At 38.4% G+C, this 12,895-nt stretch carries 9 protein-coding genes; 1 reads left to right on the forward strand and 8 read right to left on the reverse strand.

The window, feature by feature from the left end; translation table 11 throughout:
- Positions 1–184: 184 nt before the first annotated feature.
- The 6 genes from V7147_RS02795 to zapA all read right to left on the reverse strand — a co-directional run bounded on the left by V7147_RS02795 (position 185) and on the right by zapA (position 8,152).
- Positions 185–1,873, reverse strand: coding sequence for a long-chain-fatty-acid--CoA ligase (locus tag V7147_RS02795; protein WP_335366340.1), 1,689 nt, complete (start codon positions 1,871–1,873; stop codon positions 185–187).
- Positions 1,874–2,151: 278 nt separating this feature from the next.
- Positions 2,152–2,571, reverse strand: coding sequence for a DUF350 domain-containing protein (locus V7147_RS02800; RefSeq protein WP_335366341.1), 420 nt, complete (start codon positions 2,569–2,571; stop codon positions 2,152–2,154).
- A gap of 207 nt (positions 2,572–2,778) precedes the next feature.
- On the reverse strand, positions 2,779–5,139 hold the full coding sequence (locus tag V7147_RS02805; RefSeq protein WP_335366342.1) for an endonuclease MutS2: 2,361 nt from the start codon (positions 5,137–5,139) through the stop codon (positions 2,779–2,781).
- Between the two features lie 53 nt (positions 5,140–5,192).
- Entirely contained in the window at positions 5,193–6,911 is a 1,719-nt protein-coding gene (polX, locus tag V7147_RS02810; RefSeq protein ID WP_335366343.1) for a DNA polymerase/3'-5' exonuclease PolX, read from the reverse strand.
- A 437-nt stretch (positions 6,912–7,348) separates the two neighbouring features.
- Positions 7,349–7,876, reverse strand: a complete 528-nt coding sequence (locus V7147_RS02815) for a CvpA family protein (protein WP_335366344.1) — start codon at positions 7,874–7,876, stop codon at positions 7,349–7,351.
- A gap of 6 nt (positions 7,877–7,882) precedes the next feature.
- On the reverse strand, positions 7,883–8,152 hold the full coding sequence (zapA, locus tag V7147_RS02820; RefSeq protein ID WP_335366345.1) for a cell division protein ZapA: 270 nt from the start codon (positions 8,150–8,152) through the stop codon (positions 7,883–7,885).
- 133 nt (positions 8,153–8,285) lie between these two features.
- On the opposite strand from zapA, the gene rnhC reads away from it, so the two are divergent.
- A complete protein-coding gene (gene rnhC / locus V7147_RS02825) occupies positions 8,286–9,221 on the forward strand; it encodes a ribonuclease HIII (RefSeq protein ID WP_335366346.1) in 936 nt (311 codons plus the stop codon).
- Positions 9,222–9,397: 176 nt separating this feature from the next.
- Here rnhC and pheT read toward each other — a convergent pair whose 3' ends face one another.
- Together pheT and pheS are read right to left on the reverse strand one after the other, a co-directional pair.
- Positions 9,398–11,812 carry a phenylalanine--tRNA ligase subunit beta gene (gene pheT / locus V7147_RS02830; RefSeq protein ID WP_335366347.1) on the reverse strand — a complete coding sequence of 805 codons (2,415 nt, stop codon included), beginning with the start codon at positions 11,810–11,812 and terminating at the stop codon, positions 9,398–9,400.
- Positions 11,813–11,827: 15 nt separating this feature from the next.
- On the reverse strand, positions 11,828–12,862 hold the full coding sequence (gene pheS / locus V7147_RS02835; protein WP_335366348.1) for a phenylalanine--tRNA ligase subunit alpha: 1,035 nt from the start codon (positions 12,860–12,862) through the stop codon (positions 11,828–11,830).
- Positions 12,863–12,895: the final 33 nt, after the last annotated feature.

Consider the following 12,895-nt stretch of genomic DNA (forward strand, 5'->3'; position numbering starts at 1 on the left):
ATGAATGAATAGTCATTCATAATTCTATATTAAAACCAAATGCAACAACTGTCAAGATGTCATCTTTAATTTGATCTATTTCTTATTTAGTAAAAAGAAAAAAGAGCCATTGCTCATATCAAGGCTCGTCACGTATCTTATGTTATATACATAGATGTCTTTAGAGCTGATCGATTCCTAATTCTTAATTGATTTTTGTTAGTCTTTCCTTTTCTTCTTCCACTAATACTCGACGCAGTACCTTTCCTACGATCGTTTTAGGTAATTCCTTTTTAAATTCATATATTCTTGGAACTTTATAGGCTGCTAGATGTTTACGGCAATGGTTATCAAGTTCTTCTTCAGTACATTGCTGACCTTCTTTTAAAACAACGTATGCCTTTACCGTTTCACCTCGATAAGGATCAGGAATTCCTGCAACAACAGCCTCTTGAATCTTTTCATGTTCAAAAAGGACTTCCTCAACTTCTCTTGGGTAAATGTTAAATCCACCCGCAATGATCATATCTTTCTTGCGGTCTACTACATAGAAATATCCGTCCTCATCCATATAGCCCAAGTCACCTGTTAATAACCAGCCGTCCCGAAATGTTGCCTCTGTCTCCTCAGGTTTATTCCAATATCCTCTCATAACCTGGGGACCTTTTACCGCAATTTCTCCAATTTCCCCAAATCCGATAGGTTCACCCGTTTCCATTGATAACACGGCTGCATCCGTGTCTGGCCATGGTAATCCAATGCTACCATTTACACGATGTCCCCAAAGTAAATTCGCATGTGTTACAGGGGAGGCTTCCGATAAACCATAACCTTCAACAAGCTTTCCGCCAGTTATTTTTTCAAATTGTTCCTGAACCTCAAGTGGCAACGCAGCTGAACCGCTAATACAGGAATCGATTGAAGATAAATCATATTTATTAAGGTCTGGATGATGTAATAAGCCAATGTACATGGTTGGTGCCCCTGGGAATAAAGTAGGTTTCTGTTTATGAATTGTTTTTAATGTGGCATCTACATCGAATTTTGGCATGAGAATCATTTTTGATGCCATCATGATCGAGAGATTTAACACGGTGGTCATTCCGTATACATGGAAAAATGGCAGAATCGCTAAGACGGACTCTTCTCCTTTTTTACATTTATACATCCATTTTGAACACATAATTGTATTTGCTACTAAATTTCGATGTGTTAACATTACACCCTTTGGAAAGCCTGTCGTTCCTCCGGTATATTGTAACAATGCTAAGTCTTCTTCAGGATCAATTTCAATTTCGATTTCTTTTGCTTCTGAATTCTTAATAATTTCCTTTAGTAAATGGTTCGTTCCCTCATGCTCAACTTTAACTACAATACCATATTGTTTCTTTTGAATGTAAGGATAAATCAAATTTTTTGGAAAGGGTAGATAATCTTTAATTTCTGTTACAATGATGTGCTCAAGTTGTGTTAGCGCTTTCACTTTTGAGGCGCGTGGAAAAAGGATATCCAATGTTATGATTGCTTTTGAACCAGAATCCTTAAGATGATATTCAAGTTCTCTTTCTGTGTACAATGGGTTCGTCTGGACAACAATTGCACCAGAAAATAGAACACCGTAATAGGCAATAACACCCTGTGGACAGTTTGGCAACATGATGGCGATACGGTCTCCTTTTTTGATGCCATGTTCCACCAAATAGTTTGCAAGCTTTAAAGATTCTTCGTACACTTGCGAAAATGTTAATTCTTTTCCTTGAAAATGAACTGCAGTCTTCCCTGGAAATTCTTTAGCAGTTCGATTTAAGTACGTTTGAATCGGAATGCTCTCATATTCAAGCTGATGTGGAATTTCCTCTGGATAATTTGCTAACCACGGCCTTTCTAACTCCATTTTATAACCTCCCTTATAAACCTTTATTTCGAGAATACGAAGACGTATTCAAAAACCAGTTTGAATTTTCAAACCATTTATACTCATTATAGTATAATGAATATTCCGTGACAATTACATTCATGAATTGTTGTTACTGATACGACGTATTTATGACAAATAAATAGGGCTGATGGTTACTCCAGTCAGCCCTTACGTCTATAAAATGAGATACAGCAATCCGACGATTACAAATATTCCACTTACAACTAACAAAATTTTCGCTAGCTTTTCCATATTTAAAAACCACCATTTCCAATCCCTGCGCCGATTACATAAGAGAGGCCCACTGATATAATCATGGATATAAGCCCTACTGCGCGATTATCTTGTTGTATTTCAACATCGATGTTGAATTTTGGAGTTAAAAATTCAAAAATAAAGTAGCCAATCAGCAGGAGGAAGAATCCAAATACCCCCCAGCCGATCATGACGAATAGTGAATCATGATTTTGAATGGAATAGCGGAATATATTTGCGATTCCAAAGATTTTTCCTCCAGTAGCCATAGCGACTGAAATGTTCCCTTTTTGAATTTCTTCCCAATTTTTATATTTGGTGACCAATTCAAATATGGCCATAAACAGAACCATGCACAGTATGACGACACTGTAATTGGCAGCTGTTAACACATATTCATTATCCCAAAATTGATCCATCATCTTCTCTCCCTATTAGAGATTATATTTAATCAAATACTCATTGGCGTATTTGCGCCCGATTTTTTAGGCCCACANNGACGTTGCCACAGGATGTGGCGTTCTTAGTCTTTGATCTTAAGCTCGAAAAACTTCCAATAAAAAATGGCGGCATCCGCCGGAGGCTTAACTTTATTGAATTGGGGTTTGAAACCCAACTCGATAAAGTTATCTTAGCTCAACAACAGTGACACCTGTTCCACCTTCTCCAGCTTCCCCGAATCTTGTTGATTTTACGGAGCGGTGATTTTTCAGGTATTCTTGAACACCCTGCCTTAAAGCTCCTGTTCCTTTTCCATGGATAATGGAAACCCGTGGATAACCCGCTAGCAATGCATCATCAATATATTTTTCCACTTTAAACAACGCATCTTCATACCGTTCACCACGTAGGTCAAGCTCTAGACTCACATGGTAATCCTTCCCCCTTACGGTTGCGAGCGGCTTTGTTTCCACTGGTTTTGGACTACTTACATACTCAAGATCTTTATCTTTTACTTTCATCTTTAAGATCCCGATTTGGACCTGCCATTCGTTATTTCCTACCTGTTCGATTAAATGTCCCTTTTGATTTAGGCTAATCACTTTCACTTCGTCACCGGGTACAAGTTTCCTCTTTGTTTTCGTTGCGACAGATTGTTTATTCGTTTTTTCTGTAAGCTTTGGAACAGCATTTTCCAAGCGTTTTTTTGCATCGATTAATTGATGTTCTTTCACAAACGATTGCTGATCGAGCTTCATTTTACGTAAATCACGAATGACTTCCTCTGCCTCAGCTTTTGCATTATTGATCGTTTCAGCTGCTTTATGTTCTGCTTTTTCAAATAGTTTGTCGCGCTGTTCATTAAATTCGAGAATTTGCTCTTGAAGCTGCTTATGAAGTTTTTCTGCTTGTCTGCGGATCTCTTCTGCTTCATCAAGTTCATGTTCTGCATCCTTTTTACTTTTTTCCAAGGAGGCAATCATATTTTCAACTGTGTTCGTTTCAGAGCTAATATGACTTTTTGCTAAACCAATAATTGTATCTGAAAGTCCAAGTCGTTTCGAAATTTCGAAGGCATTACTTCGTCCTGGAACACCTATTAATAGCTTATAAGTAGGGCTCAATGTTTCGATATCGAATTCAACACTTGCGTTTATAACGCCTTCACGATTGTAGCCATATGCTTTAAGCTCCGGGTAATGGGTGGTTGCCATTACCCTAGCACCTCGGTTGTAGGCTTCATCAAGAATGGAAATTGCAAGTGCAGCTCCTTCCTGCGGGTCGGTCCCTGCCCCTAATTCATCAAAAAGAACTAAACTATTTTCATCAACCCGTTTTAAAATATCCACAATATTTACCATATGGGATGAAAACGTACTTAAACTTTGTTCAATGGATTGTTCATCGCCGATATCAGCATACACGGATTCAAAAACAGCAATCTCAGACTCTTCCTGTGCCGGAATTTGCAGACCCGACTGTGCCATAATGGTTAGTAAACCGATTGTTTTTAATGTGACGGTTTTACCACCTGTATTTGGACCTGTTATAACGATAGAAGTATAGCCCTTTCCAAGCTCAATATCATTTGGGACTACTACTTGCGAATCTATTAAAGGATGGCGACCTTTTTTAATGAATACATAGCCATTTCCATTAATTTTCGGTTTCGAACCTTTAACCCTTTTACTATAACTCGCTTTTGTGAACATGAAATCAAGCTCAGCAAGGGTCTCCACATTTTGATAAAGTGATTCTGCTTCGGCTGCTACTTCATTTGACAATTCGAGTAAAATCCGATCAATTTCTAGTTTTTCTCTAACCCTTGCCTCTTGCAATACATTATTAAGCTCGACCACTGATTGTGGTTCAATAAATAATGTTGCTCCCGATGAGGATTGGTCATGAACAATTCCGCCATATGTTCCACGGTATTCTTGTTTAACTGGAATTACATACCGATCATTTCGAATCGTAATAATTGCATCCGATAACGTTTTTTGGGCAGATGATGAACGAATAATATGCTCGAGCTTCTCCCTAATTCTTGCTTCGCTGCTGCGGAGTTGTTGTCGGATTCCACGCAATTTGTCACTCGCGCCATCCATGACAACTCCATTATCATCGATACAGTTTTTTATTTTTTGCTCAAGCTCGAATAAGGGAGTGATTCTTGTAACTAGTTCCCCTAGAATTGGAAGATGAATGTCGTCCTCTATCATGCCTTCTATAAACTTCTTCATTTGTCGACCCGCATAAATTGCGCCAGCTATGTCTAATAGCTCCATTGAATTAAGGGCTCCACCTATGCTAGACCGCTTTATAGAGGCTCTAATATCTGTTAATCCTCCTAGCGGAACATTTCCTTTTAAACGCAATACCTTTGCCGCTTCATCTGTTTGCTCTTGTAGAAAAATAACCTCTTCTACATTTGTGGACGGGATCATTTTCTCTACCTTTTCTCTTCCCAAAGAGGATGAGACATGCTGTTTTAGCTGTTCTTTTACTTTATCAAACTCTAGTACCTTTAAAACTCGTGGTTGCATGCTGTGACTCCTTCCTGCACCAACTGCTCCAACGTCTAGGATCCTTTTTAATCCTATAAATTCCGTTTAAGATAAGCGATTAGTTCATCCTTATCCCAAGTATTAATGACATTTTCCTTTTGGATCCAACCTTTTATTGCTGCGGAGATGCCATATCCCATATCTTCTAGCATATCGATATTATGTGCATCCGTGTTAATGACTAATTTTACGCCTTTCTCTTGTGCCTTTTTGATATATTCTGTAGAAAGGTCCAACCTATTCAAATTCGCATTTAATTCTAAAGCTGTATTCGTTTCTTTTGCTAATTCAATTAACATATCTACATCTACGTCATACCCTTTTCTGCGCCCTAATATCCTTCCTGTCGGGTGTGCGATGATATCCACATGTAGATTTTCTAAAGCTGTTTTCAAACGCTTCATGATTTTCTCTCTTGGCTGAGAGAAGCTTGAATGGATAGAAGCAATCACAACATCAACGTCCCTGATAATTTCGTCGTCATAATCAAGACTACCATCAGGTAGGATATCCATTTCAACACCAGTAAATATTGTAAAATCATTATATTTTTCATTTAGCCTTTTAATTTCATTATGTTGTTCTAGTAAACGCTCTGATGTAAGTCCGTTTGCAACACGTAAATATTGGGAATGGTCTGTAATCGCCATATAACGATAACCTTTGTTCCTGCAAGCCTGGGCCATTTCTTCGATGGTAAAGGCTCCATCACTCCAGGATGTATGCATATGGAGGTCACCTTTTATGTCTTCAAGCTTAATATGTTCTACTTCATTATGGAATGCATCTACCTCTGATCCATCCTCTCTAAGTTCCGGCGGGATAAAGGCAAGTCCAAAATATTGATAGAATTCTTCTTCTGATTCAAAGGTTTTTACTTCCCCTGTTTCACTGTTTTCAACACCATACTCACTAATTTTTTCACCACGTTCTTTCGCTAATTGCCTCATTCTCACATTATGCTCTTTGCTTCCAGTAAAATGATGAAGTGTGGCTGCAAATTCATTTGGTTTCACAAGACGGAAATCGACCGAAATATCGTAGCTGTATGAGATTTGTACAGAAACCTTCGTATCGCCACTCGCGATAATTCCATTAATACCGTTTAACTGTAAAAGCTGTTCTCGCACTTTTTCGGGCTCGTTAGTTGCAATAATAAAATCGAGATCCTTGATTGTTTCTCTCATACGGCGAAGGCTTCCTGCTCGGGAGAATGTAATGATTTCCTCCATCCCGGTTAGCTGTTTTTCGATTTCTTCAGCTAGCGCCAGCATTAAAGCAATCGGCAAGCGTTCCGGTCGTTTGCCATGGTCCTCAATAGCAGCAAGTATTTTTTCTTCTGTTTTCTTTCCGAAGCCTGCTAGATGTTGAATTTTTTCATTAATGCATGCTTGTTTTAGCATTTCCATATCTTCAATACCTAGTTCCTGATAAAGCTTGGCTATTTTTTTGCCACCAAGTCCAGGCAGATTTAGCAATGGAATAAGTCCTTCTGGCACTTTTTCTTTGAGCTCAATAAGTACGCTTGACTCGCTTGTCTCTATGTATTCGTTTATGACCGCTGCTGTTCCTTTTCCTATGCCTGGTAGAGTTGTGAAGTCATCGATTGTCGATAAGCTTCTGTCATCATTCTCAAGGGCTGCTGCTGCTTTTCGAAAGGCTGATATTTTAAAGGGATTGTCCCCTTTTAGTTCCATATAAATTGCAATAGTTTCTAAAAGACGGATTACATCTTTTTTATTGATTGTCATTGTAACCACCTACCTTATTCCATACGATTTATTTTATTCAGTCTGGGTTAAATTCCGACTGAATAAAATTAGCCTCAGGCGGATGCCACGATTTTTCAATGGAAATTTTTCGAGCATACGATCAAAGACTAAGAACGCCACATCGTGTGGGTCTAAAAAATCGGGCGCAAATACGCCAAAGCGTATTTGTTCTATCCAAAATGATACAGATTTTTTGCAAAAAAGTCACTTATTGTGGAAGAATAAAGATTTTCATAAAGTGAAACTTCATTCAGTGGGGGTTTCCCTCATCCCTCACTGAATGTTAGTTGACCCAATCGGGCTTTTACTTGCAATTGATCCCCTACCTTTACTTCTTTGAAATACCTTGTAGCCTTGTAGCAGGGGTCTTACTGCCAGTTAATGCGGGACAAAAAAAACTTCCCCGCAAAGAGAAGTTAAATCCACATATCCTTGATTTTTCCGGTAAAGAATGGTGTGTGCTGAACGATCATTTTCGCCATAAAAGAATCATTGAGATTAGACTGAACAATCTCTACTGGAAGTAGTGCTCCGATATAAAGCACGATAAATACAATTAAGTATACTTCAACGAAGCCTAGTAGACCTCCAGCCCACCCATTGATTTGTTTTAAAATTGGTAGATTTGCAAGAAAATCTAGCATCGAGCCAATAATTTGCCATAGGAATTTTGTTGCAAAGAAAATAATTGCAAAGGCAATTGCACGATAATAGGCAGTTTCTAAATTTGTACTATCAAATAAAAACTTGATGGCATCAGCATCACCGAATGTTGGATATGGAATCCATAATATTAATTTTGGCATTAGTTCATCATAATAGAGGTATGCAACGATAAATGCAACAATAAATCCAGTAAGATGAACGATTTGAAGAATAAATCCTCTTCTTAAACCAATTAAAAATCCCATTAAAAGGATGATTATTAAGACTAAATCGAACATATCACGTCAATCCTTTTCGTTTTTTACTTGTTCTACATATTTTTCAAGTTCTTCATAATCTTCTTTTAGCTTTAAATGTTCATGTACAATATTAACGGCTGTTAATACTGCTAGTTTATTAATATCAAGTGTCGGATTTTTACCGCTAATTTCTCTCATTTTATCATCAACAATTGAGGCCACAAGGCGTATATGGCTTGTGCTCTCAGAACCGATAATCGAATATTGCTGTCCATATATATCTACAGTTGTTCTTGTTTTTTGTGGCTGTGACAAGTAGTTGGCCTCCATTCTAGTCAATCCTACAGATAATAATACCATGAACACGATATTTATGGAAAGAAATCTCAACAAACGTTATGATAGATTAGAATGAATTTTATCTAATTTTATATAGGGGTTGTTATTTTTGTCTAATGCTGTATTAAAATGTACCCTAAATACCATTGAAAAAATGAAGATGCAATATAAAAATCAGTTGCAGGATAAAGTCCCACAGGGCGGAATATTTGTTGCCAAACTTTCAAGTTGTACAATTACAGCATATAAGTCTGGGAAAGTATTGTTTCAAGGAAATAGCGCATTAGTTGAAGCTGAAAAATGGGGAAACTCTGAAGCATCAACTAAAACCACAACTACAAAGAAATCGGTGGCAAAGAATAGTGGCTTACCACCCAATATAGGAACATTATCGATGGTCGGTTCCGATGAGGTTGGGACAGGTGATTATTTTGGTCCGATGACAGTCGTTGCCGCCTATGTTTCTAATGATAAGTTTGCTTTACTTAAGGAACTTGGGGTTAAAGATTCCAAGGATTTAAATGATAAACAAATTTACGAGATTGCAGAATCAATCATTCATGTAATCCCATATAGCCTGTTAATTTTACATAATGAAAAATACAATGATCTCCAAGCAAAAGGTATGACTCAAGGAAAAATGAAAGCATTGCTGCATAATCAGGCAATTGGACATGTCCTTAAAAAAATTGCCCCCGCTACACCGGATGGAATTTTAATCGATCAGTTTGCTGTTCCTGATGTGTATTTTAGACATCTTTCGGGTCAAAAGGAAATCATTAAGGACCGAGTGTATTTCAGTACGAAAGCAGAAGGCGTCCACCTATCAGTCGCAGCCGCTTCAATCATTGCAAGATATGCGTTTATTAAGGAATTTGATAAGTTAAGTGAAAAGGCTGGTTTAGAGTTAAAGAAAGGAGCCGGAGCACAGGTTGATGTAGTTGCGGCTAAACTCATTAAAAAACGAGGAATTAGTGCGTTAAACACTTTTACTAAACTGCATTTTGCAAATACGCAAAAAGCAAAGAAAATAGCTGGAGTATAAGAAAAGCACAAGGCGCCCGCACTGAGGAACATTTACTAACTACCGCCACGTCCNNAGCGCTGACAGAAGGTGCCTTTTACCTTCCAAAGCGATTGGCTTATGACCTCGAGCGAGCCGATGGCGCCTGGATCTAGACATAAAAAATGGAGTGGGGCATAATTCCCACTCCATTTTCATTATGAACGTAATGTTGCATCGAATTTTTCTGCAACAGCTTTTAGTACTTTTTCATGCGCTTTTGTTACTTCTTCCTCTGTTAGAGTACGCTCTGGATCAAAATACTTAATTGAGTATGCTACTGATTTTTTACCAGACTCCATACGTTCTCCTTCATATAAGTCAAAAATGGTAACATCACGAAGTAGTTTTCCACCCGCTTCAATAATGACTTGTTTCATATCACCCGCAGCTACCGACTTATCTACAACAAGTGCAATGTCACGAGTCATTGAAGGGAATCGTGGAATTGGCTGATATAGAATTTCCTCAACATCTGCCTCTAAAAGATCCTTTAATGATAATTCAGCCACAAAAGTTGGTGTTAAATCTAAGTCCTTTTGAACAATCGGATGAACTTGACCAACAAATCCAATTTCTTTGTTATCTAATAACACTGTAGCTGTACGACCAGGGTGCATACCTTCCACTCTCGCCTGTAGGAATGAAGTTCTATTTTCAAGACCAAGCTTTTCAAATAGACCTTCTAAAATTCCTTTTACAACATAGAAGTCTACTGCTTTTTTCTCTCCCTGCCATGTTGGTGATAACCATGAGCCTGTTAGAGCAATCGATAGATGTTCCTTTTCCTCTGGCAGTTCTTGGTTTGGTCGAGTAATAAATACTGAACCTGTTTCATAGGTTGCCACACTATCAATTTGACGAGCAAGGTCATGCGATACTACCTCTAGTAAATGTGGAAGAAGGCTTAACCTTAAAAGGCTACGCTCCTCACTCATAGGCATTGCTAGTCGAATTGGTTCACTACGTTCAAGTGCATATTTATTTACTTTTTCCGCACTTGTTAGTGAGTATGTGATGCTTTGGTATAAACCAACACCTTCTAAAAATCTTCTAACTAGACGGCGCTTTGCTTGATAGCCCGTTAATCTACCTGGTTTTGAATCACCAATTGGAAGAGTTGTTGGTAATTCATCATATCCAAAAATCCGAGCTACTTCCTCGATTAAGTCCTCTTCAATTGTGATATCTGGTCTGCGAGTAGGCACAGTAACGTGGAATGTGTCATTATCTACAGTAAATGAGAATCTTAGATTTGTAAAAATCTCTTCAACTTGTTCCTTTGAAATTTCAGTTCCTAACACTTTATTGATTCTCTCAAGTGTTACAGAAACATTTACTGGTTGAATATCAAGCGTGTCAACAGCTACAACACCATCAAGAACGATACCACCAGCAAGCTCTTTCATAAGTTCAGCTGCACGGTCTGCTGCTTCACGTGTGCGGTTAGGATCAATTCCTTTTTCAAAACGCGCACTTGCTTCACTGCGTAAACCGTGATCCTTAGATGACTTACGGATCGTACTGCCTGTAAAATAAGCAGATTCAATTAATACAGTTGTAGTGTCAGTTTTTACTTCAGAATTTGCTCCACCCATTACACCCGCAAGTGCAACTGGAACTGTTCCATTTGTAATTACAAGGTGCTCTTCTGTTAATGTACGCTCTGCATTATCTAATGTTATAATCTTTTCTCCGTTGTTTGCACGTCTAATTAGAATTTCTTTAGAACCAAGACGGTCATAATCAAATGCATGTAATGGTTGACCATATTCTAATAAAATATAATTTGTAATATCCACAACATTATTATGTGGGCGGATTCCTTCAGCCATTAGACGTGTTTGAAGCCATAATGGGGATGGTCCGATTTTTACATCTTTCACTATTCGTGCCACATATAAAGGATTGTCTTCCTGCGCTTCTACTGAAATCGAAATGTAGTCTTCCGCTTTTTCCGCTGAAGTGGTTACTTTCGGTTGTGGAAGGTTTACGTCTTTTCCTAAAATAGCCGCAACCTCATAAGCAACCCCCATCATGCTCATAGCATCAGCACGATTAGGTGTTAATCCTAACTCAAGAACTTTATCATCAAGATTTAATTGAGCTAGTGCGTCAGCTCCTGGCTCAACATCATTCGGGAATACAAAAATTCCTTCTGAGTATTCTTTTGAAACAAGCTTTGATTCAAAACCAAGCTCTTGAAGGGAACAAATCATTCCGTTTGATTCTTCGCCACGAAGCTTTGCCTTTTTGATTTTAAAATTGCCCGGTAAGACAGCTCCAACCTTTGCAACTACGACCTTTTGGCCTTTTGCAACGTTTGGTGCTCCACAAATAATTTGAACAGGCTCACCTTCGCCTACATCAACCAGACATTTATTTAATTTGTCGGCATTCGGATGCTGCTCGCATTCAAGGACATGACCGACAACAATTCCGCTAATGCCCTCTCCTAAATGATCAACACCTTCAACTTCAATACCACTTCTCGTGATTTTCTCTGCCAACTCTTCCGCAGTTACACCCGATAAATCAACATATTCCTGTAACCATTTATATGAAACAAACATTCTCTTTCTCCCTCCTTAGACCCGATTAAATTGTTTGATGAAACGATTATCATTTGTGTATAAATGACGAATATCATCAATTCCATATTTCAACATCGCAATACGCTCTGGGCCCATACCGAACGCAAATCCTGTATATTTCTTTGAATCAAAGCCGGACATTTCAAGTACATTTGGGTGAACCATACCAGCACCTAAAATTTCAATCCAACCTGTCTTTTTACATACATTACAGCCATCCCCGCCACATTTAAAGCATGAGATATCCATCTCTACGGAAGGCTCAGTGAAAGGGAAAAAGCTTGGGCGTAAACGAATTTCACGGTCTTCACCAAACATTTTCTTCGCAAATGTATTTAAAGTACCCTTAAGGTCACTCATGCGAATGTTCTCATCGACAACCAATCCTTCAATTTGCGTGAATTGGTGAGAGTGCGTCGCATCATCATTATCACGGCGGTACACCTTACCGGGACAAATGATTTTTACAGGACCTTTGCCTTCATGCTTTTCCATTGTTCTTGCTTGAACTGGAGATGTCTGCGTCCGAAGAAGAATATCCTCGGTGATATAAAATGAATCCTGCATATCCCTTGCAGGGTGATCTTTCGGTAGATTTAACGCTTCAAAATTGTAATAATCCTTTTCTACTTCAGGTCCTTCCGCAATTGAATAACCCATACCTAGGAATAAATCTTCAATTTCTTCAATTACCTTAGTTAGCGGGTGAGGTCCCCCAACATTAACAGGTCTACCTGGAAGTGTTACATCGATTGTTTCTGTAGCAAGTTTTCTTTCGACTTCTTCTTTTTCGAGTAGTTCTTGTTTTGCAGTTAATTTTTCAGTGATTTGCTCCCTGACTTCATTGACAAGGGCCCCCATTTTTGGACGCTCTTCAGCAGAAAGCTTACCCATTCCTCTTAGTACTTCTGTAATCGGTCCTTTTTTACCTAAATAAGCAACACGAATATCATTTAATTCTTTAAGATTCGTTGCAGCCTCTACTTTTGCAAGAGCCTCTTCTTTCAGCTCAAGTAATCTTGCTTGCATTGTTGTTCCTCCTTTTTTGGACAAAATAAAAAA

This window comes from Bacillus sp. JJ1521 (genome assembly GCF_036965165.1).
Taxonomy (GTDB): domain Bacteria; phylum Bacillota; class Bacilli; order Bacillales; family Bacillaceae_L; genus Ferdinandcohnia.

Bases quoted from the DNA above. Each gene is read 5' to 3' on its own strand.
- V7147_RS02805 (WP_335366342.1), bottom strand. From the start codon at position 5,139: ATGCAACCACGAGTTTTAAAGGTACTAGAGTTTGATAAAGTAAAAGAA.
- V7147_RS02800 (WP_335366341.1), bottom strand. From the start codon at position 2,571: ATGGATCAATTTTGGGATAATGAATATGTGTTAACAGCTGCCAATTAC.
- pheT (WP_335366347.1), bottom strand. From the start codon at position 11,812: ATGTTTGTTTCATATAAATGGTTACAGGAATATGTTGATTTATCGGGT.
- polX (WP_335366343.1), bottom strand. From the start codon at position 6,911: ATGACAATCAATAAAAAAGATGTAATCCGTCTTTTAGAAACTATTGCA.
- V7147_RS02795 (WP_335366340.1), bottom strand. From the start codon at position 1,873: ATGGAGTTAGAAAGGCCGTGGTTAGCAAATTATCCAGAGGAAATTCCA.
- pheS (WP_335366348.1), bottom strand. From the start codon at position 12,862: ATGCAAGCAAGATTACTTGAGCTGAAAGAAGAGGCTCTTGCAAAAGTA.
- V7147_RS02815 (WP_335366344.1), bottom strand. From the start codon at position 7,876: ATGTTCGATTTAGTCTTAATAATCATCCTTTTAATGGGATTTTTAATT.